Origin of the sequence: Cyclobacterium qasimii M12-11B, from assembly GCF_000427295.1 — a bacterium.
Classification (GTDB): domain Bacteria; phylum Bacteroidota; class Bacteroidia; order Cytophagales; family Cyclobacteriaceae; genus Cyclobacterium; species Cyclobacterium qasimii.
On the sequence record NZ_ATNM01000153.1, the window covers coordinates 1 to 21,006 of the forward strand.

At 38.9% G+C, this 21,006-nt stretch carries 17 protein-coding genes and 1 pseudogene; 9 read left to right on the forward strand and 9 right to left on the reverse strand.

The features are described 5' to 3' along the window. Window positions 1-861: hypothetical protein (locus ADICYQ_RS19975; RefSeq protein WP_152520505.1), on the reverse strand; the 861-nt coding region annotated here is incomplete at its 3' end. Window positions 862-1,445: 584 nt separating this feature from the next. Between ADICYQ_RS19975 and ADICYQ_RS19980 the strand changes: the two genes are divergently transcribed. Further along, window positions 1,446-2,246: a LytR/AlgR family response regulator transcription factor gene (locus ADICYQ_RS19980; protein WP_020893259.1), complete on the forward strand. Its 801-nt coding sequence runs from the start codon at window positions 1,446-1,448 to the stop codon at window positions 2,244-2,246. A gap of 100 nt (window positions 2,247-2,346) precedes the next feature. On the opposite strand, the gene ADICYQ_RS19985 is transcribed toward ADICYQ_RS19980, so the two are convergent. The 6 genes and pseudogenes from ADICYQ_RS19985 to lpxK form a co-directional block, all read right to left on the reverse strand. Next, window positions 2,347-3,930 (reverse strand): sulfatase family protein, encoded by a 1,584-nt coding sequence (locus ADICYQ_RS19985; protein ID WP_020893260.1) that lies wholly within the window; start codon window positions 3,928-3,930, stop codon window positions 2,347-2,349. Window positions 3,931-4,077: 147 nt separating this feature from the next. Further along, window positions 4,078-5,765, reverse strand: a pseudogene (locus tag ADICYQ_RS19990) (GMC oxidoreductase). 11 nt (window positions 5,766-5,776) lie between these two features. Further along, window positions 5,777-7,021, reverse strand: a complete 1,245-nt coding sequence (locus tag ADICYQ_RS19995; RefSeq protein WP_020893263.1) for an ABC transporter permease — start codon at window positions 7,019-7,021, stop codon at window positions 5,777-5,779. Window positions 7,022-7,250: 229 nt separating this feature from the next. Further along, window positions 7,251-7,832, reverse strand: coding sequence for a MiaE family protein (locus tag ADICYQ_RS20000; protein ID WP_020893264.1), 582 nt, complete (start codon window positions 7,830-7,832; stop codon window positions 7,251-7,253). Window positions 7,833-7,868: 36 nt separating this feature from the next. Beyond that, entirely contained in the window at window positions 7,869-9,821 is a 1,953-nt protein-coding gene (locus ADICYQ_RS20005) for a putative porin (RefSeq protein ID WP_040417245.1), read from the reverse strand. After that, entirely contained in the window at window positions 9,802-10,872 is a 1,071-nt protein-coding gene (gene lpxK / locus ADICYQ_RS20010) for a tetraacyldisaccharide 4'-kinase (RefSeq protein ID WP_020893266.1), read from the reverse strand. Before lpxK ends, ADICYQ_RS20005 begins: the two co-directional genes overlap by 20 nt. 44 nt (window positions 10,873-10,916) lie before the next feature. On the opposite strand from lpxK, the gene ADICYQ_RS20015 reads away from it, so the two are divergent. From ADICYQ_RS20015 to ADICYQ_RS20025, 3 genes are all read left to right on the forward strand, one after another. Then, entirely contained in the window at window positions 10,917-12,017 is a 1,101-nt protein-coding gene (locus ADICYQ_RS20015) for a Nif3-like dinuclear metal center hexameric protein (RefSeq protein WP_020893267.1), read from the forward strand. Window positions 12,018-12,020: 3 nt separating this feature from the next. Further along, window positions 12,021-12,791: a zinc ribbon domain-containing protein gene (locus ADICYQ_RS20020; protein WP_020893268.1), complete on the forward strand. Its 771-nt coding sequence runs from the start codon at window positions 12,021-12,023 to the stop codon at window positions 12,789-12,791. A 97-nt stretch (window positions 12,792-12,888) separates the two neighbouring features. Next, on the forward strand, window positions 12,889-13,299 hold the full coding sequence (locus ADICYQ_RS20025) for a hypothetical protein (protein WP_040417247.1): 411 nt from the start codon (window positions 12,889-12,891) through the stop codon (window positions 13,297-13,299). On the opposite strand, the gene ADICYQ_RS20030 is transcribed toward ADICYQ_RS20025, so the two are convergent. Next, window positions 13,289-13,918: a histidine phosphatase family protein gene (locus ADICYQ_RS20030; protein WP_020893270.1), complete on the reverse strand. Its 630-nt coding sequence runs from the start codon at window positions 13,916-13,918 to the stop codon at window positions 13,289-13,291. The genes ADICYQ_RS20025 and ADICYQ_RS20030 overlap by 11 nt on opposite strands. A gap of 53 nt (window positions 13,919-13,971) precedes the next feature. Here ADICYQ_RS20030 and ADICYQ_RS20035 point away from each other — a divergent pair, with 53 nt between their 5' ends. From ADICYQ_RS20035 to ADICYQ_RS20055, 5 genes are all read left to right on the forward strand, one after another. Then, entirely contained in the window at window positions 13,972-14,391 is a 420-nt protein-coding gene (locus tag ADICYQ_RS20035; protein ID WP_040417250.1) for a hotdog fold thioesterase, read from the forward strand. Window positions 14,392-14,396: 5 nt separating this feature from the next. Then, complete coding sequence (locus tag ADICYQ_RS20040) at window positions 14,397-15,605, forward strand: chorismate-binding protein (RefSeq protein ID WP_020893272.1); 1,209 nt, start codon at window positions 14,397-14,399, stop codon at window positions 15,603-15,605. 2 nt (window positions 15,606-15,607) lie between these two features. Next, window positions 15,608-17,296 carry a 2-succinyl-5-enolpyruvyl-6-hydroxy-3-cyclohexene-1-carboxylic-acid synthase gene (gene menD / locus ADICYQ_RS20045; RefSeq protein ID WP_020893273.1) on the forward strand — a complete coding sequence of 563 codons (1,689 nt, stop codon included), beginning with the start codon at window positions 15,608-15,610 and terminating at the stop codon, window positions 17,294-17,296. 194 nt (window positions 17,297-17,490) lie between these two features. Then, window positions 17,491-18,372: an inositol oxygenase family protein gene (locus ADICYQ_RS20050; protein WP_020893274.1), complete on the forward strand. Its 882-nt coding sequence runs from the start codon at window positions 17,491-17,493 to the stop codon at window positions 18,370-18,372. A gap of 71 nt (window positions 18,373-18,443) precedes the next feature. Next, complete coding sequence (locus ADICYQ_RS20055) at window positions 18,444-20,018, forward strand: solute:sodium symporter family transporter (protein WP_020893275.1); 1,575 nt, start codon at window positions 18,444-18,446, stop codon at window positions 20,016-20,018. Between the two features lie 113 nt (window positions 20,019-20,131). Here ADICYQ_RS20055 and ADICYQ_RS20060 read toward each other — a convergent pair whose 3' ends face one another. Further along, window positions 20,132-20,704 carry a hypothetical protein gene (locus ADICYQ_RS20060; protein WP_020893276.1) on the reverse strand — a complete coding sequence of 191 codons (573 nt, stop codon included), beginning with the start codon at window positions 20,702-20,704 and terminating at the stop codon, window positions 20,132-20,134. Between the last annotated feature and the right edge of the window lie 302 nt (window positions 20,705-21,006).

A 21,006-nucleotide genomic window follows, 5' to 3' on the forward strand; every position in this document is an offset into this window, starting at 1 on the left:
AACTCCAAGTTCTCCACTAGCTCTTTTTCCCAAAATCAATCCATTCGCACCGTTAAGAAATGCATTTCGGGATGAAATGGTAGATCCAACGGCCGCAATTCCTTCCAATCTTACGGTAGAGGCTCCGCTTACCAATCCGGTGGAATGAGCATCTATAGGATTAACGTAGGGAAATGTAGGATTGGCCTGCTTCCAACCTGTCGGAAGCTCCACGCTTCCTTCGAAACCAGTCGAATAAGGGAAAGCGGAAATATACGTTTGATCTGGTACACGGACTTCAATATTATCTATAAAAACACCTCCTCGTGAACTGGTGGAACTGGCTCCAAAGTAAGCATTGTCATATTGTTGGAACCTGACAATAAATGAAGATGAAAGTGTCAATCCGTAATGACTTGCTAACCTGTCAATATCCAAGGGAGGCATTTTGCTGTAAACATTGCCCTGCCAATTACTCCCATCAAAGTCCAAGACTTTAATAAAGGTTGACCCATCATTATCACTTATATAAATTCCGTCCTCGGGATGGGTCTCATCGTAATAATTGTTCATGTAGAAATCCATTTCTACTTGAGAATAGGTGCTTAGGTCTAATTTAAGATCTAATCTATTGGTAACCAAGCCTCCTACCGAACTGGTCTTACCCATGGCTAAGCCATTGCTCCCTTGATAAAAAGCATTCCGTCCTTGTATCTGACTTTCGATCCCAACCACCGCATTCTCCGCACCTGGAATTGCTGTCCATTCTGTTTTCAGTGCGCCACTCTCAAAATCATCTTCAAAGATTACCTGTGAAAAGGCTGTGGGTAATCCCCCCAGTATATAAAGCATCAAACAAACAAAGTAAAATTTACTATCCATAGCGATTCAATTAAGGTTCTACTTAACAAAGTAATTGAGTCACGGTATAACTGTAAATATTTATCGTGAACCTATAGAATAGTTTCGTGAAGGTATCCAATACCAGTGTGAACAATTTCTTGAATATTTTTAAATACAATAGAATATCTTTCACACTAAATAATTTGTATTTAAAAAAGAAGCCAATTTTAAATAAGAGGTTATTTATAATAGCCTTAGAAATCAATTCATCAAGAAGTAAATCCCTATAAAATTAAAATTGAGTATAATAATTAATCCGTGTACGTTAACAATAATAATTACCATTCTAATCATTGCATAAAAAGCCACAAACTTCTACCGTACATATAAAAAACATCTTGAACACCTATTTTATTAATATAAAATGATTACATTAAAATATGGAATATGGATTTTGAATACAAAATATTACAGCTTAGTTACTTTAAATTGTCTTTCAAACCATTGAATTTACTGAACCACCCATAACCATTCAATGATTTACAACCTATAATAAATTTAATAATAAATAAAGCCTGAAATATACTGGATAATAGATAAAGTACCCATACCACCAAACCTATATGAAAGTCCTAATTGTAGAAGATGATCCTTTTATAGCCGATGATCTAAAATTTGAAATAAGCACAAGATTTCCTTCTGAAATTTCCGAAATAATTGGAGCCGCAACAAATTATGCAGATGCTGTTTCTTTGATCTATTCTTCGTCACCAGACTTGGTTTTACTTGATATTTCTTTAGGTGAAGACAAGGATGCAGGAATAAGGCTTGCCCATTTTATAAATCAACAGATATGTATTCCCATTATTTTTTTATCAGGTTTACCAAAGCAAATGGGCTTTGATCAAGCTAAATTTTTATGCCCTTTTGATTTTATTCATAAACCATTTGACCCAGACATCCTGGCTGAAAAAATTGAATTAGCCATCATTTATCAGTCTCAAAGAAAAAACCTGGGCCAAACAAATTTGACTTCTAACCCGGGAATTCATAATAAATTAATGGTAACTACAGGATTTAATGAAATCACGGCAATACCTGTTCGAGACCTAATTCTATTAGAGGCCGATGATAAAATCATTAGGGCTTTTACTACCAATAACAAACAAAGTATAGATTTCACTTCTCCAGGATTGAAGAACTTTTATCAAAACAATCTTTTTATGCTGAAGGACTTCTACAGACTCAACCGTAAACATGTATTTAATTTGAATATGGTTCACAAGATAAAAGACAATCATATATTTCTACCAAAACTCCCTAGTAGATTGGGAAATAACATAGAAGGTTTTTTCCAGTTACCAATTCCTAAAAATGGTGACAGTAAAAAGTTGCTTTATGCCAGATTGGGTTACAAAAACTAAATAGTTAACATCTTTTTCTTATTTTCAACTTTACTGAAAGCACAAAAAAGGCATGAAGAATATTCCCTCATGCCTTTTTCATGTAATAGTGCTAATTCTATTACTTTTTTGCTCTATGTTCTAAATAAGAATCGAGGTAGTGTTGATTAAGCTCATCACTGTCACCATACTTCTCCCTTGTCTCTTCCAACTTTTCGTGCATCATTTTTTGAACGTCTGCATAGGCTGGATCATCATATACGCTTTTCATTTCAGAAGGATCCTTTTCCAAATCATACAGTTCCCACTCGTCTATATCATAGTAAAAATGAATGAGTTTGTAACGCTTGGTAGAAACGCCATAATGCCTTTTAACCTGGTGTTCTGCTGGATATTCATAATAGGTATAATAAACGGCATCTCTCCATTCATCTGTCTTGCCTGCTACCAAATCTCTGAAAGATTCCCCTTGCATTTCTTCAGGAATAGCTACTCCAGCATAATCTAAAAAGGTAGGTGCAAAATCAAGGTTCTGAACCAACTGATCGAAACTGCTTCCTGCCTTAATTTCTTTGGGATACTTCATTAATAACGGAGTCCTGAAGGATTCCTCATACATAAAACGCTTGTCAAACCAACCGTGTTCACCCAAATAAAAGCCTTGATCAGAAGTATAAACCACAATGGTGTTTTCATCTAATCCGGTCTCTTTTAGGTAATCCAGCAATTCTCCAACACCATCATCTACAGATTTGATCGTTCTTAGGTAATCTTTGATATAGCGATTGTATTTCCATAAAGCCAATTCCTTACCACTTAGATTAGCATCCAACATGGCCTTATTTTTGGGTTCATAAGCAGCCAACCAATCTTCCAATTGCTCCGGATTCAATCGCTTTAATTGATTGAACAACCAGGTAGTGTCCCCATTAGTAGGGTCTATCTGAAATTTAAAATCATGTCCCCAACGGGCATCACCAGCAATTTCCATTTCCTGGGTTTTTGCAGCAGTACCTCTACCTTCGTAATCGTCAAAGAAATTAGCTGGAGGGTCAAAAGTTACATCATCATATAAAGTCAAATATTCTTGCGCAGGCTTCCAGTTTCTATGTGGAGCTTTTTGGTGGTAAAGCAAAAGAAAAGGCTTGTCTTCCTTTCTATCATTTTTTAACCAGTTCAATACAGCATCTGTGATAATGTCTGTGCAATAGCCTTCAATCTGCTTCATTTCCCCGTTAATGAGAAAATCAGGGTTATAATAATGTCCCTGACCAGGAAGCACCATAGAAAAGTCAAAGCCTTGTGGCAAACCATCCATGTGAATTTTTCCAATCATAGCTGTTTGGTATCCATTGGCTTGAAGCAATTTCGGAAAATTGTCTTGATCCCAATCGAAAGGTTGAATATTATCCACCTTGCCATTGATAAAACTGTGTTTACCAGTCAGCATTACCGCACGACTTGGTGCACAAATAGAATTGGTCACCGTGGCCCGTTGAAAAATAGCACCTTCATTGGCAATTCGATCAATATTAGGCGTTTCATTAAGACCAGAACCATAAGCGCTTATGGCTTGATAAGCATGGTCATCGCTCATTATAAAAATGATATTTGGCCGGGTATTTTCTTTTGCTTCCTCCGGTTTGCAACTTATAACACCTGCGCCAAAGGCTATGTACAGGCTTAATAGCAGTAGTCTTTTCATATTTTTTTATAGATCTATCGGTTTAAAAAGAAAATTAAGCCGTAAGTTAAATATTTAAATTTAAATTTTCACTTATCAATTCCCAGTACACTTTAATTAAAAAACAAACAGAATTAAAATTGATGGTCGCTTCTAAACCCCGCCAATCTAAATTTCTTTTCTTTTCAAGGCATTCACAGCATGATCTACCGCTCTGGCTGTAAAGGCCATATAGGTAAGGCTCGGATTTTGAGTACCTGTGGAAGTCATAGAAGACCCATCGGTGACATATACATTCGGGCAAGCATGCATTTGATGGTGACTACCTAAAAGGGAGGTTTTAGGATCTCTACCCATTCTTACTCCTCCCATTTCATGAATATCCAAGCCTGGTGCTTGACCACTGTCTTTTTGCACGATATCCTTACAACCGGCCTTTTCTAGCATTTCTGCTCCCTGGTCCAAAAAATCCCTAAGTGACTTTTCATCGTTTTCGTCATAGCCCACATCTACTCTCAGTTGCGGCATTCCCCATTTATCTTTTAATTCACTATCGAGGTAAACCTTGTTTTCAAGCTTAGGAATGGTTTCCCCCTGCATCATCATATAGACGCCCCAATCCCCCACTTCTGAGTTGGCTTCTTTAAAACCTGGTCCGAAATCTGTATTTCTTGAATTGCCCCAACCTCCTCTTCCGGCGGAATAAAAGGTCATGTACCCCCTGAGAAAATCCACCTCCTGTTTTTTCACATTTCTGAAATTAGGCATCATGATGGCTGTAGGTCTCCGCCCGTAATAGTAACTATCAAGAAAACCATCCATTTTCGCAGACAATGAACCTCTGTAATTGTGAAACGCAATATGGGTTCCTAACAAACCATTGTCATTTCCCAATCCTTCAGGAAATCGTTTGGATTTAGAATTAAGTAAAATTAGGTTTGAGTTTAAGGTAGAAGCATTAACAAATATCACCTTGGCGTAAAACTCAGTCGTCTCCATGGTCTCTGCATCCACCACTTGTACGCCTGTCACTTTACCTTTCACATCGTCGTAAATCAGTGAATGAACTACTGAATGCGGCCGAATCGTAAGATTCCCCGTGGCTTCGGCAGCAGGTAAAGTGGAGGAGTTAGAACTAAAGTAAGCACCAAATGGACAGCCTCTCTGACACATGCTTCTTGCCATGCACTTCCCTCGTCCCTGCGCCAAATGATGGGCCGCAGGCTGCGTAAGGTGGGCACATCTGCCAATTACAAAATTCCGATCAGGATAGGCTGCATTTACTTTTTGCTGAATGGATTTTTCAACCTTGTTCATTTCCCAAGCAGGTAAAAACTCACCATCAGGCAAGGTTTCCAAGCCATCTTTATTACCACTGACACCAATGAATCGCTCCACATAACTGTACCAAGGCGCTATGTCCTCATACCGTATAGGCCAATCTACCGCAAACCCATCTCTACCAGGCCCCTCGAAATCATATTTACTCCATCGTTGCACCTGCCTCGCCCAAAGCAAGGATTTGCCACCGACCTGATAGCCTCTAATCCAATCAAAGGGTTTGTCTTGAACATAGGGATGTTCCTTGTCTTTTACAAAAAATGATCTGCATCGTCTTTAAACGCATAACACTTAGAAACAATAGGGTTTTCTTTCTTTGCCTCAAGAGACATTTGACCACGTAGGGGGAATTCCCAAGGCGGCGTATGCATGGTTGGGTAATCTTCCTTGTGTGTTACATTTCTGCCTCTTTCAAGAACAAGGGTTTTTAAGCCTTTCTCGCAAAATTCCTTTGCTGCCCATCCTCCACTAATTCCAGAGCCAATAACAATGGCATCAAATGTATTGTTATTCATTTATATAGTATTTATTCGTACCGTAGTGATTCAATAGGGTCTAGTTTACTGGCTTTGTAAGCGGGCAATAGTCCAGAAAACAACCCCACCAAAATACAGACAACAAATGAAAAAATTATCCACACCCAGGGAATAAGGAACCCTCCCGGACCCACTGTATTGCCTACAATATTGCCTATACCAATCCCCATAATCACTCCTAGAACCCCTCCCATAACACAAATCACAATGGCTTCAATTAAGAATTGTTGGCGAATACGCAATGGTGTAGCCCCCATTGCTTTCCTGATACCAATTTCTCTGGTTCTTTCTGTTACGGACACCAACATAATGTTCATCAACCCAATAGATGCTCCTAAAAGGGTAATAAAGCCTATTCCAAAACCTCCAATCCGTAGGTACCCGGCTATTTCTTCAAGGCTATCTCCAAGGGTCTGAGATTTCACCACCTCAAACGAATCCTCCATACCTACACCATCTTCACGGACAGTACGCATAATGCCTGTTGCCTGGCCCATTTCGTTTTGTAACTGTAATGGGTCCTGTCCAGCGATGGTGATTGTATATCTAAAACTACCCCGGTTATCAAGGTTTCGAGCATTTAGAATTGGAATGATAATGGCCCGGTCAGCACCAGAATCACCTCCTACCCCTCCTTGCTTCTCCATAATCCCAACGATGGTATAACGTTTTCCATAGAATGAAATGTACTGATTTAGAGGGTCTTCAAAATCTTCAAAAAGGGTCTTTTGGATTTCCGTTCCTATAACACATACATTGTTCCCATATTCAATTTCTACATTACTAAAACTTCTTCCTTTCTCTATTGACACTCCCTTTATTAAAAAATAATTCTCGTCGCCACCGATTACCCGGCTATTGGGATTGGTTTTTTTTGAGGCTTTTTTAACCTCTGCAGAACCTGATACGAAGGTAGTAATCGTGGATACTCCTCTCTGATTGTATTTCTCCTTAAATTCCGAAGCTTCTCTAAAGGTAATGTTTGGGTAATTTTTGGGTGCGATTCCTGAAGAAGTGGCCCTTCCTCCGGAAAAACCTTTGCTTCTTACATCAAAGTTATTGGCACCAAAGCCAGAAAGGCTTTCTTCGATTTGCGCCTTCATTGCATCAATGGCCGTGAGCATTCCTACAAGGGATGTTATGCCAATTGCTATAATCAGACCGGTAAGGATGGTTCTGAGAAGGTTTGATTTTACTGATCTAAAGGCTTCTCTTATATTTTCGAGCAGATTCATAGCTTGTCCGTAATTGGCCAATAATTAATTTTATTCCTGTCTTTACCGTTAATATTAACCAAAAATACCCTTCCTAAAAAGGATTCAAGCGTTTTTAATTGTTTTTAACCTTGAGGAACAATAGCAAGTCTGAAAAACCTTAACCTAAAGAGAATGAGGCATTACTTGACTGCAGGTAAAGCACTTTCAGAAATCAATAATAATTGGAAGTGTCTTTATAGATTTAATTTTAATGCATTCTATCGCCTCTGATCTCCAAGTCCTTCAATACTTCTTTTTCATGTTCCAGCCATTCCTGCCAGCGCAATTCAACCATTTCGGGATCCTTGTATTTTTTAGCCAACTGGATAAAATTCACATAATGACCCGCTTCAGAAATCATGAGTTCATGGTAAAAATCGCACAATTCTTTGTCTTTCAGGTTTTTCCACAATAGCTTGAATCGTTCACAAGACCTGGCCTCAATGAGGGCATTCATTAATAATAACTCTGTTAGTTGATCACTTCGACTCCCTCCTTTTTTCAAGAAGGACTGAAGCTGAACAACATAATTGTCTTTTCTTGGAAAGCCAAACTTATATCCTCGTTTTCTTATTTGTTGCATCACAGCATCGAAGTGCTGCCATTCTTCTGCTACCACTGGGGTAAGGACATCTACCATCTCGTCAAATTCCGGGTATTTTATGATCAGTGAGATGCATGAAGAAGCCGCCTTCTGTTCACAATAAGCATGATCGACTAAAATAGCTTCCAAACTTATGCTCGCTATGTCTACCCACCTGGGGTCGGTAGGCAATTCCAAGCGCAACATTTTATTTTTGTCGATTCCTGCCAGCTCATTTTATCTTTAATCAAAAAAGTACCAACTTATCCCAACGTCCAACATGCCCTTTAGACCTGTATAATCTGGAGTAATAAAATAGCCATCATTAGACATTTGTCCCGCATTCAGATGATTGTATCTGAACAATACCCTTGTCCTGTTGATCCGGAAATTAAGAAATGCATCAGCAACTGGATAAGCATAAACATTGAAATTATCCTGTAGATAGAATTGCTGGGTGGCAGGCATGTAGGCCGGCGCATAATTGTCACTTCTATACCTTCCTTCTATACCCAACTGCACATAGACATGATCGTCAAATAATGGACCATCAAAGAAAAATCTGGTGTTTACAAAAAGTTCTGGGATACGAAATTTATCTGCAGCGCCTCCAGTTATCAAGGTGTAATAAGCCTCAGATTGCCAATGAAATTTTCCCGCAAAAACCAAATGGGATTCCAAGCCTGGAATTACCATAAAGGCTTCAGCCGAAATCTGTTCGGGCACCATTTCTTCATTGTAGAAAATGTAATTGTTAATTCTATTGATGGTTAAATTCGGTCTAATCTTGAAATTCTTAAAATCCCCTTTGATTGTACCTTTAATTTGATCTACTCCTGTACTTGAAAAATCATTGCTCCATTGATAATGATTGCCGCTATATTGCTGCTGCATCATATTTGGTTTGTAAAGCGCTTTGGTATAACTCACATCCAGAAATGGGGAAATGAATAATCCTTTTATGCGATAACCATCCGGAATAAGGTATTCCCCTTCTGCTTCAAAAATCCAGTTTTCATTTATTTCTCCCCTGAGGGCACCGCCAAGGGACAGCTCAGTAAAGGAGTTGTTGGAGGTGAAAAACCTACTGGCCATTCTTCCAGTCCTTAATTTTATAAATGCATTGTAATAAACAGGTCCAAAATCACCTTTAAACCCTACTTCATTCTTCCATTCGGAAAAATGATTGTGGTTGTTTGTTGTATCCTCTTTACTGAACAGGTTGTCTTCATTTTCTGAATTGAACCGATTACTATTAAAAAAGGTAGAGTCTGAAGTTCCTAAGTCAGAAAAGAAAGTTACAGCTTGTTTCTTTTTGTCAAATACATGATAAGCTTGCCATCCCTTTAATATTTCGTATTCCTGATAAAGGTGGTAATTCTGTCTTAAATCAACCGCTTTGGAGTTACTCAGCCATACCTTTGCATCCTCATAAGTAAAGTACAAGGAAGTTGTGTCTACACTTGGGGGTATAATCCCTCCTTGTTCATTTACATTGTGCTTCATCCTGGTAATGGTGCCCAACAAAAAATACTTGCCATTATCCGACTTATAATTGGAATGGATCTCATAAGAATCATTCACCACATTGTGGTCATCTCTTGTGGTTGGATTGAGTGTTTTGGTTGCCCTGATGGTATGGTAGCCTATCCCGATATTCCAATTAGGAGTGATGTTTCTGGCAAAGCCAATATCCAACTTGTTCCGGTTTCCTCCGCCAAAAAACGCCTCAATTTTTGTATAAGGAGATTTGGTGTTATAATACCGGATGCTGTCTGGAGTATTGTGGTAAATGTCATAGGAATGAAAGCCTGAAGTTCTACCAATTTGAGCGGGGACATCATAAAAAACAGGCCTGGCCGCTGTTCCCAGATTACCAAGGTCCTGGTATTTGTACCAGGTATTGGCCACGGCCTCATAATTGTGAAATCCCGTAAGAGAAGTGTCCAATTCCAATTTCTTGAACCTATTGTTCCTAATGAAATTTTCATAGTAATAAAGCGATGTTCTTGGCCCATAAACCATCTTAGTAGAATCGTCAAGCAAGCCTTTTTTCATGGCATTATTCCCTTTCTCCTCATCAGAGAGAGGCTCTTTAGGCCTTTGTTGCTGCTGTGCCATAGAAGGAGCCATTAATGCAGCAGTTAATGCTAACAGCACGAAGAAAATTCTTGTATTAAATTTCACTTTCTGCATTTTTGTTAATGATCATGCTTTTAATACTTTTTAAAAGCTGTTCTTCTTCTTTTTGCTCCATATCCACCTCCACAGGCAACACAAAAACCGGAATATTTTTTATCAATTCCAACAATTTATTGTCCTTCAATTTTACAGCATCTTTCTCTGTTGTCAAAATGCACACACTTTGGGCCGAATACTTTTTGTAAATATCGTTAATTCGCCCCATATCTTTTGGGGTATAGTAGTGATGGTCAGGAAAAGCCATTGTTTCCACCACCACTTTTTGCATAGCTTCTAATTTTAAACGTATTGGTTCAGGATCTACTATACCTGTAACCAAAATAAATTTATTGACTGGGTTAGGGAATTCTGGATTAATAGGATACGGCAGCCCATATTTAAGTCCTGCAAAAAAGATGGGTTTTTCTGCCTGTAGATAGGTTGAAACTTTCCCTTTGAAGCTGTCTTTTTCCTGCTGCTCCATATTATCCGGGCATTTGGTAACCACTATCATATCAGCCCTGTTTACATTCTTTCTTCCTTCTCTCAATCTACCCACTGGCAGAAGATAATCATTAAAGAATGGGCTTTTATAGGTTGTCAGCAAAATATTAAGGTCAGCCAAAAGATACCTGTGTTGGAATGCATCGTCGAGTACTATGGCCTCCACTTCTGGATTTTCTGCCAGTATCATGGGAATGGCAAGAATCCTTTCCTCTCCAACTGCCACAGTCACTTTATCTTTAAACTTAGAATAGATCTGGAAAGGCTCATCTCCTATTTCACTAGGAGAACTATCTCCCTGTGCCAATCTGTACCCAGTGGTTTTTCTTCCATAACCCCTACTTAATATAGCCAAATTAAAAGTCGATGAAAGGTGATTTATCAAAAACTCGACAAAAGGCGTTTTTCCGGTCCCTCCCACCGCCAAATTCCCAACAACAATTGTAGGCACCTCAAAAGGTTGACTTCTTTTAAGCCCTGCATCAAACATCCTGTTTCTCAATGAAGTGATCCCGTCGTAGGTAAGGGCAAATGGAAACAGTAAAAAATCAACAAAACGCATTGGTGTTTTTTTTGTAGTTTTGGGAGTAAAACGAAAGCAAATATATGGTTTATTTGATTAAGGATATCATATCTTATCTGGAAAACCTAGCGCCAACGGCCTACCAGGAAAGTTATGACAATGCAGGATTAATTGTAGGCAACCCCTTGGCCGAGGTAAATGGGATCATTTGTTCACTCGATGTTACGGAGGAAGTGGTACAAGAGGCCATAGAGAAAAAATGCAACCTTATAGTAGCGCACCACCCTATTGTTTTTAGAGGACTTAAGCGTTTGACCGGCAAAGACTATATAGAACGTACGGTAATTGCTGCTATCAAAAATGACATTGCTATCTACGCCATCCATACCAACCTGGATGCTGTAAGCCAAGGTGTCAACCATAAGATTGCGGAAAAAATAGGTTTATTGAAACCTCAAATCTTAGCGCCAAAAAAAGGCATTATATCCAAGCTCACTACCTTTATTCCCAAAGGAAATGTTGATGAGGTGGTGGAAGAATTATATGCTGCAGGTGCTGGAAATATTGGGAATTATTCCAATTGTAGCTTCCGGTCTGAAGGAATAGGAAGTTTTCTACCGAAAGAAGGGGCTAAGCCAACACTTGGGGAAAAAGGAGCGCTTTCGGCTATAGAAGAAACAAAGGTGGAATTAATATTTCCCAGTCACCTGGAAAATAAAATCATCAATACTTTAAAAACGGCACATCCTTACGAAGAAGTGGCTTATTACCTTCAAATTTTGGAAAACAAAAACCAAGAAGTAGGCTCTGGCATGGTCGGCACATTGCCAGAACCACTGTCTGGCAAAGATTTTCTGCTTCATTTAAAGGCATCGATGGGGCTGCAGGTAATAAAACATACAGCTATTTCGAATAAAAAAGTAAGTAAAATTGCAATTTGCGGAGGGGCAGGGATTTTTCTGCTGAGTCATGCCAAAAGCGCCGGAGCGGACGTTTTTGTGACTGCTGACATCAAATATCACGAGTTCTTTGATGCTGAAAAGGATATCTTATTGACCGACATAGGACACTATGAAAGTGAAATTTACACAAAAGAACTATTAAAAGACATATTGTCAGGAAAATTTAGTAATATTGCAACCTATTTGACAAATGTAATTACAAATCCTATAAGTTACCTATAGTACATGGAAAGTCCAGTCGCACAAAAATTAGAAGCAATTCTCAACTTACAAAATATCGATTCCCGTCTTGACGCAATATTTAAGGTGAGGGGAGCACTTCCTGAGGAAGTCCAGGATTTGGAAGATGAGATAATAGGATACGAAACCCGTTTAAGCAAATTTAATGCTGATATATCCTCCATGGAGGACGAAATCAAAAAGTACAAAGATGCCATAAAAGATTCCGAAAAGCTGATCAAAAAATACCAGGATCAGCAAATGAATGTAAGGAATAACAGGGAATATGATGCAATCACCAAGGAATTGGAATTGCAAGATCTCGAAATCCAGGTATCAAAAAAGAAGATTACCGAAACTCAGGTAAGAATTGAAAGCAAGCAAAAGGATATCGAAGCCCTTAATGACATCTTAAAGGACAGACAAAAAGATCTGGACCAAAAGAAAGGTGAACTTGATACCATCGTCTCTGAAAGTGAAAACGAAGAGAAGAAGCTTAAAAACGACATGGAAAAAGCTGCCAAAAAGGTAGATGCCAGGTTGATCAAATCTTACGACAAAATCAGAACCAATGCTAAAAATGGCTTGGCTGTTGTTTTGGTTAAGCGTGGTGCCTGCGGAGGTTGTTTCAATATAGTTCCTCCTCAAAGACAAGCTGAGATTAGAGAAAGAAAGAAAATCATAGTATGTGAGCATTGCGGTAGAATACTCGCGGGAGTTGAAGACGAAGTCGTCGAAGAACCAGCACCAAAGAGAAAAAGAAGCAGCAAAGCATAAATCTTAAAAAATCCGGAAATTAAATTTCCGGATTTTTTTTTACTTAATCCAATTCCCTTATTGACTCGTATATTATAATTGTATATATTACGATTCTATGAAAAAGGTATTATTGGTTCTTACGGCATGTATCCTCACATTTCTTTCTACTGCAAAAGAGAGATCTGACAAAACCTTTTTGATTATTTTTGACAAGGATGAGCTGGCTTATCACCAAGCGAATCCCAGTATCATGGAGGTGAATTTTTCAAACGCTTTCGATACCAAACTTTATTTGGGAAACTCTGAAACAGCTTTATTGGTAACTGTACCATTTGCAGATTGGACCGTTTGTGAAATGGGTCAGGCCATTGTAAAAGTATCCAAAAGCAAGGAATTACCCCTGGAACAGGTTGCATTTAGAATCATTGACATAGATGCAAGTCAACAAAATTTCAAATCATTGCTTTCAGAATCGCCAGATCAAAATACCAAAGCAAAAAGCCCTCTTGTAAAGCTTAACCTATAGCATCCTTGCTAATAGACGGAGAGGGGTGATAACTATCCAAATAAACGATGCCATCACTTTTCTCTTCCAAGACATAGCAACACAGGTTCTCATGCCTAAAAGCATCCATATACCTTAAATCATACCCCAATGCAACGGTCATAAGTATTCTAATGGCCCTACCATGCATACAAACCAGGATATTTTCGCCTCCTGTCTCAAGAATATGATCGAAAGCACGCTTTAAACGCTTTGCCACTTCTACTGGAGATTCTCCACCATCTATTTTGTGATCTAGTTCTCCAGTCGACCACCTTCCCAGCATGTCAAGATAATATTGGTTTTCCTGATGATCCATTGGCAATCCTTCATAATTACCCCAAGAGATCTCATTTAAATCCACCAATTTTTCCTCAGGTATTTCTGGATTTAAAAATTTTGCGATTGATTGCCGTGTTCTGATCAGCCCTGAATAATAAATATGATCAAAAGGAATACCTTTGAAATTCTCATAAAAAGCGGCTGCCTGCATTTCTCCTGTGGAATTAATAGGCGCATCAATACCACTTCCCTGTACTACTCCTTTAAGGTTATAGTCAGTTTGTCCATGCCTTACCACATATATTTTTTTTGTCCTCAAGATTTCCTTAATTTTGGTTCAAGGTTCAAAGAAAAAATTTTATCCCATATAACATGATATTTAAGAAAAAACCCGACACGGATTTTTTAAATAATCTTGGAAAGGACAATATGTCCGGCTTTCTAGAAATAAATTTCACTGATATAGGAGATGATTTCCTAGAAGCAGAAATGCCCGTAAACAATAAAACCAAACAACCCATGGGCTTGTTACATGGTGGAGCCAACGTAGTATTGGCTGAAACCTTGGGATCTGTTGCTGCTATGCTTTCACTTGAAAATGAAAATGAATACGCTGTAGGATTAGAAATCAATGCCAACCACCTACGATCTGTTAAAGAAGGAAAAGTAAAAGGCAAAGCGATGCCCGTTCACCTCGGAAGAAAAACACAGGTCTGGGAAATTAAAATTTGGGATGATAAAGGCAAACTATCCTGCATTAGCCGATTAACTGTGGCTATTTTACAAAAGTAAAACCTATGGAAGCCACCAATACATTAATAAACGCCTCCAAAGAGCTTGTGATTTCCTCGCTTTTGGTAAATGCGCTTAGAAACAATGCGGCAATAGCCATTTGGCGAAAACCAGGTTCGTCGACTGTTGAAGCCATTACTGATAAAGACCAGGAAGGATACATTGGTCAGCTAAAGGATTTGGATCGTCTCCCTCCGGGATTTATGATTCACCCCTTTATAAGCTCTCAACTACACCCTCCACTCTACATTAAAGCCACCAATTATTTTTCCTTCAATCTCAATGAGGAAGCAACTGATGCATCACAGATTGGAGAACTACCATACATAGGTGAAGGCAAGGCTGCAGAACTGGCGGTTGAAATCAGAAAGTTCATCCATAATTCACAGCCCAAGGCTACTGTTACGACTACAACGAAATCGAACTTTATCGAAACCGTTAATAAGGCCATTGAAGCAATCAATTCTGGAGAATTATTTAAAGTAGTCCCAGCAAAGGTGAAAAGCATTGAGTTACCCAATAATTTTGACCTGGCCTCAGTGTTTCTAAATCTTTGCAAAGCTTACCCAAATGCCTTTATCAATTGCTTTTATAGTGAAAAAACAGGGCTTTGGATAGGTGCGAGTCCCGAAACCCTGATTAAAACCAAAGGCGACAAATTCTTCACCATGGCTTTGGCTGGCACTCAAAAAGCAAAAGGAGAAAACCCACTCAAAAATGCTGCCTGGACGCAGAAAGAAATAGAAGAACAGGCTTTGGTAAGCCGTTATATAGTAGACTGCTTCAAAAAAATCCGACTTAGAGAATACAGTGAAATAGGTCCTAAAACCACAGTAGCAGGAGACCTTTTACACCTTAAATCGGAATTTTTAGTGGACATGAAAAGCACAAACTTCCCCCAGCTTGGCAGTGTGATGCTTGAACTTTTGCACCCAACTTCAGCCATTTGCGGTATGCCCAAAGAAAAAGCAATGGAATTCCTACATTCAGAGGAAACCTTTGACAGATCTTATTTCGCTGGATTCATTGGCCCTGTAAATATGAATGAGGAAACATCATTGTATGTTAATCTTCGTTGCGCTAAATTAGACAATAAAGAGACCTTGCTATTTGCCGGTGCAGGTATTACTGAAGACTCAGTACCGGAAAAAGAATGGGAAGAGACTGAATTGAAATGTAATATTATTGGCCAGTTTATTCAACCCAAAAAGTAATTTTGATACTTCCCCAACTCACTTACCTTGCCTCTATCTGTGCCAATAGCGGCATCACTGAAGCCATACTTTCTCCAGGTTCGCGCTGTGCGCCTATTTCCCTAGCCTTTATCCGCCATCCAGACATCCATTGCAGGGTGATACCAGATGAGAGGTCAGCCGCGTTTATAGCAATGGGTATGGCCCAGCAACGCAACAAACCTGTAGTACTGATTTGCACCAGCGGTTCTGCCGTGTTGAATTATGCACCTGCTATTGCTGAAGCTTATTACCAGCAAATCCCTCTTTTGGTTTTGACAGCAGACAGACCTGCCGAATGGATTGAACAATGGGATGGTCAAACCATTCGTCAGGAAAACATATACAGCTCTTATATCAAGTCAAGTTTCACTTTTCCGGATGAAGTCTCCCATCCCGATAAACTATGGCATGCTAAAAGAATAGCCAAGGAAGCCATAATCGAATCAAGTGAAGCACCCATGGGCCCTGTCCACATCAACATACCCTTGAGAGAGCCATTCTACCCAAGCCATAAAGAACAGTATCCTTTTGAAGTTACAGACCTTGAACCAACACTAGAGCTTCACCAAATATCATCCAAATTAAAAGAAGAAAGTGCCGTCCAGATTAAATCACAGCTAAATAAGTTTAAAAAAGTATTGGTACTGGCGGGTCAACAACGGCCAGATGCAAAAATTAAAGATTTACTAAAAACAATTGCTAAAAACCATCAGGCGGTGGTGGTAACGGATGTAATCAGTAATATGTCCCAGGAAAGTACAATTGAACACCATGACTTCTTTTTAGCAAATCAGACCAGTGGGATGGTACCTGACCTGATCATCAGCTTTGGTAAATCAATTATTTCAAAAGCCTTAAAGCTTTTTTTAAGGGAAAACAAAATAATACATTGGCACATTCAGCCACAAGGGCAGGTTCCAGATCCATTTCAGCATCTTAGCCAAATAATACGGCTGAGCCCAGCATCATTTTTGGATTTCTTTCAAAAAGAATCACCGCAAGTAAACGCAGATTTTGAGCAGGAATGGCGAAATAAAAATGCTACCATTAAAGCCAATTTACCCATGGTGCTAGCAAATGCGCCCTTTGGAGAGTTGAAAGCATTGGAAAAGGTATTAAACGCGCTTCCCTCCTATGGGAAAATACACATAGCCAACAGTATGGCCATTAGAAATGTGAATTTTTTAGGACTTAGGGGGGATGACCTGGAAATAATATGCAATAGAGGCACCAGTGGAATTGACGGCTCTAATAGCACAGCTGTAGGTTGTACCTTTACGACAAAGGAGCCAGTCGTTTTGCTCACTGGAGACATGGCTTTCTTTTACGACAGAAATGCTTTCTGGCACCAGTATAATTTACCCAATTTACGATTGGTCCTATTTAACAATCATGGCGGAGGGATTTTTAGAATGATAGATGGGCCAGCAGCATTGCCAGAAATGGCCGAATATTTTGAAACCCATCAAAAATTAAGTGCAGATAAAATGGCCAGCGAATATGGATTCCAATATCAAGCGGTACAATCCATGGAAGCATTAGAACTGGCGCTGAAAGAATTTTTCCAAACATCCGTTAAGCCAAAACTACTTGAGATTAAGAGTGACAGTGAAGTCAATACTGAGGCACTTAAAATGATAAAAGCAGCCTTGAAGGCTGGTTTATTCTGATCTTGAAGCATTAATTACGAATGGTTCGGTAGTTATTAATCTAGCTACCGCCCTTTGTTTTCAAGTTAAAATTTTGTCTAGGAATAATCCGTCGAAGCTAAATTTTCGTTAAATTTAAAGTGAAAATATTATTTTAGATCAAACATTGATATGTTTTTTCTACCTTTAACGCACTGATAATAAACCTTTAATTCATGCGACAGGAATTGACAGATAAAGAAAATGCCCCACTGGACAATATTGAAGATTGGGAGGCTGATTTAAAAGTAAGGTACCCCAAGCCAAAGTCCGAAGAGGCCAAAAGCAAAACGGACTACAGGAATTACCATGACTCTGAACGCGTAGCAACAGTCAAGGAATTTTACCGCCTCAATCATCAATATCAGACCGTTGATTTTGTTAGTCAAAAACAAGACGAGTTTCTAAAATTCGACAAGAAGGAGATGCCGTTTTGGGATGCTATTGATTACCTCAATACACTCGTGGATGATTCTGATCCGGACACCAGTCTCGACCAGCTGCAGCACCTACTTCAAACCTCGGAAGCCATAAGAGCAGATGGACATCCAGATTGGTTTGTACTAACTGGTTTCATACATGATTTAGGCAAAGTTTTGTGTTTGTTTGATGAACCGCAATGGGCAGTGGTTGGGGACACATTCCCTGTAGGCTGCAAACATTCTGACAAGATTGTCTATCCCGAATATTTTGATGCAAATCCTGACAGCAAGGATGAGCGTTACAATACAAAATATGGTATCTATGAAAAAAATACTGGGCTCGATAATGTTCAAATGTCATGGGGACACGATGAATACCTTTACCAAATCGTAAAAGACTTTCTCCCTGAACCTGCATTGTACATGATCAGGTACCATTCTTTTTATTCTCAACATAGAGAAAATGCCTACGATCATTTGATGAGCGATCATGACAGGGAAATGTTCAAATGGGTAGACAAATTCAATCCTTATGATTTGTATTCCAAGGTACCTGTTCCACCAGATGCCAAAGCGCTGAAACCCTATTATGAAGACCTGGTTGCCAAATATCTTCCCGCAACCCTGAAATTCTAATTGCCCTTTACAATAAACCCAAACCTTGATTGCTGCTCATCAAAAACTGAGCAGCAATTTAATTTTATATTATGCTCACGGCCATAACCTTCGTAGGATTTACATTATTTGTTGCAATTTTTTCCTGGTACAAATTACGCAAGGATGACATCAGCTCCAGAGATGGTTATTTTCTTGGAGGAAGGTCATTAACAGGTGGGGTTATTGCCGGGTCGATGATCCTTACCAATATTTCTACTGAACACCTTATAGGATTAAATGGTTCTGCCTATAAGAATGGAATGATCATTATTGCCTGGGAGGTCACCAGCGCTATTGCTTTGGTCATTGCTGCACTTTACTTTCTGCCCATTTACCTCAAGATGGGATTAACGACAATCCCTCAATACCTGGAACAAAGGTATGACAGCACCACAAAAACGATTGTAGCCTTTTTATTGATGGTTTCTTTTGTCGTCACCTTACTTCCAATAGTGCTTTACACTGGCGCCATTAATCTTGAGAGTATCTTCAATGTCTCCGAAGTATTGAATGTCAGTAGACCTGAAGGCATTTGGATCACAGTCATAACCATAGGCGTGGTCGGCTCCATATACGCTATTTTTGGCGGCCTAAAAGCCGTTGCGCTGTCTGATTCCATAAATGCTATAGGCCTACTTATAGGTGGCTTAATGGTACCTACTCTAGCGCTCTGGGACATTGGCGATGGCAATATTTTAGATGGGATAACAAAAGTATATGAATATGTCCCTGAAAAATTCGATGTGATAGGAAAAGCAGATTCGGTTTTGCCATTTAGCACTATTTTCACAGGACTGATGATCAACCAATTGTACTTCTGGGGGATGAACCAGACCATCATACAAAGGGCATTTGGTGCCAAAAACATGGCTGAGGCCCAAAAAGGATTGTTATTTACAGGAGTGATGAAGATTTTCATCCCTTTAATTATCGTGGTACCAGGAATAATCGCTTACTATTATTACGGTGATAAATATTATGACAACCAGGATTTTATTTATCCAGTACTATTAATGCGTGTTATGCCTTTGGGGTTGCTGGGCTTTTTTGCTGCAGTAGTTCTTGGAGCCATATTGAGTACATTCAATAGTGTTTTAAACTCGGCTGCTACAATATTTAGCTTAGACATTTATAAAAAACTAATTGACACTAATTCCAGTGACAAAAAGCTTGTTAGGGTGGGTCGATTAAGTTCTCTTGTCCTGGCAGTATTTGCGATATTGATTGCGCCTCTTGTTGGAAATGCCCCCGAAGGATTGTACCAATTAATGCAACAATTAAACGGTATCTTTTTTATCCCTATAGCCTCTATTCTAATTGCCGGATTTTTCATTCCAAGAATAACTGCCAATGGTGCCAAAGTCGGTCTTGTCACTGGCCTTTCATTTTACTTGTTGACTTCCTTCATATTTGATTCAGGGATACACTTTATTCATATTTGGGCCATTGAGTTTGTGATCAACCTTTTGGTAATGTTTGCCGTCAGTCATTACTTCCCCGGTAAACCCAATACATTCGTTAAAAAACCTCCCGTATTGGAAATGAAGCCTTGGCGATATGCCAAACCAGTTTCTCTAGGATTATGTATTGTAACAATTTTGATCTATATATGGCTAGGAAGTTAATCTCAAATCCAGCCAAAAAGCTAGATTTGAGATAGTGTTTCAGACCCCACTTAGGAAGTATTTTAAACTCAAAAAACAGCTACGAAGGTATAAATTTGGTGCCAAATAGTCCCTTAACCACCTGCTTGGGCACGTGGCACATAGAATTTCCCATCTGTCACTACCAAATCCTGTTCTCCGCTTGATTTAAGTGTTCCGCTAAATGTTCCGCGCATTGACACTGCTGTTATTTCACTTATTGCCACCTTTACATCGGAATCAAGACTTGCAGATAAATAGCTAGTTTGGCCCTCTCCATAACCGAGACTGGCCCCTTCAAGGTAAGCTGGTGACTCCGCTGTTGCTTCTATCTTCACTACCCCTGAATAACTCTTAGCTGTAATACTTTTATTGTCCAAAACCTGAATACTGAAAGAACTTGCAGAACGAACAGCTGAAATTCCTGCCCCATATTGTGCTCCAATTTCATATAAACTTCCTTGAGGAAAATGATCCGATGTAAATTCTTGTAAAACACCATTGGATTTAAAAGAAACCATGTATGCTCCTATTTTATCATCATCGTCATCATCACCGCCACTCATATTGCATGAGGTGATGGCTACCATAAGGCCCAAAATAAGAATTGCCATTTTTGTAAATTGATAAAAATGAAGCTTTTCAGGTAATCGTTTTAGATTTTTCATAAGTCTCAACCATTAATTAATTGTTTTAAATAATTTGAATTTTTATTAAGTAATATATTATTTAGCTACACACATACAAAATATTTACTAATATTTATTGTCAGAAAACAAAATAATTATACTATACACCTATTCACTTTTATTCATTAATCTTGTACTTATATTGAGTTGTTTCTAAAACAATGCCCATCCCTTTCCTTGCCTTTTTTCAAATCTTTTTAAGGTCGTATCCCAAAAATATTGGTGGATTAATATTCTATCATGGAGAGCTATTGGACCACCTCTTTGTGTTTTTTTTTGCA

Excerpts from the sequence above, each read along its gene's own strand:
- ADICYQ_RS19980 (WP_020893259.1), top strand. The coding sequence starts at position 1,446 with ATGAAAGTCCTAATTGTAGAAGATGATCCTTTTATAGCCGATGATCTA.
- ADICYQ_RS19985 (WP_020893260.1), bottom strand. The coding sequence starts at position 3,930 with ATGAAAAGACTACTGCTATTAAGCCTGTACATAGCCTTTGGCGCAGGT.
- ADICYQ_RS19995 (WP_020893263.1), bottom strand. The coding sequence starts at position 7,021 with ATGAATCTGCTCGAAAATATAAGAGAAGCCTTTAGATCAGTAAAATCA.
- ADICYQ_RS20000 (WP_020893264.1), bottom strand. The coding sequence starts at position 7,832 with ATGTTGCGCTTGGAATTGCCTACCGACCCCAGGTGGGTAGACATAGCG.
- ADICYQ_RS20005 (WP_040417245.1), bottom strand. The coding sequence starts at position 9,821 with ATGCAGAAAGTGAAATTTAATACAAGAATTTTCTTCGTGCTGTTAGCA.
- lpxK (WP_020893266.1), bottom strand. The coding sequence starts at position 10,872 with ATGCGTTTTGTTGATTTTTTACTGTTTCCATTTGCCCTTACCTACGAC.
- ADICYQ_RS20015 (WP_020893267.1), top strand. The coding sequence starts at position 10,917 with ATGGTTTATTTGATTAAGGATATCATATCTTATCTGGAAAACCTAGCG.
- ADICYQ_RS20020 (WP_020893268.1), top strand. The coding sequence starts at position 12,021 with ATGGAAAGTCCAGTCGCACAAAAATTAGAAGCAATTCTCAACTTACAA.
- ADICYQ_RS20025 (WP_040417247.1), top strand. The coding sequence starts at position 12,889 with ATGAAAAAGGTATTATTGGTTCTTACGGCATGTATCCTCACATTTCTT.
- ADICYQ_RS20035 (WP_040417250.1), top strand. The coding sequence starts at position 13,972 with ATGATATTTAAGAAAAAACCCGACACGGATTTTTTAAATAATCTTGGA.
- ADICYQ_RS20040 (WP_020893272.1), top strand. The coding sequence starts at position 14,397 with ATGGAAGCCACCAATACATTAATAAACGCCTCCAAAGAGCTTGTGATT.
- ADICYQ_RS20050 (WP_020893274.1), top strand. The coding sequence starts at position 17,491 with ATGCGACAGGAATTGACAGATAAAGAAAATGCCCCACTGGACAATATT.
- ADICYQ_RS20055 (WP_020893275.1), top strand. The coding sequence starts at position 18,444 with ATGCTCACGGCCATAACCTTCGTAGGATTTACATTATTTGTTGCAATT.
- ADICYQ_RS20060 (WP_020893276.1), bottom strand. The coding sequence starts at position 20,704 with ATGAAAAATCTAAAACGATTACCTGAAAAGCTTCATTTTTATCAATTT.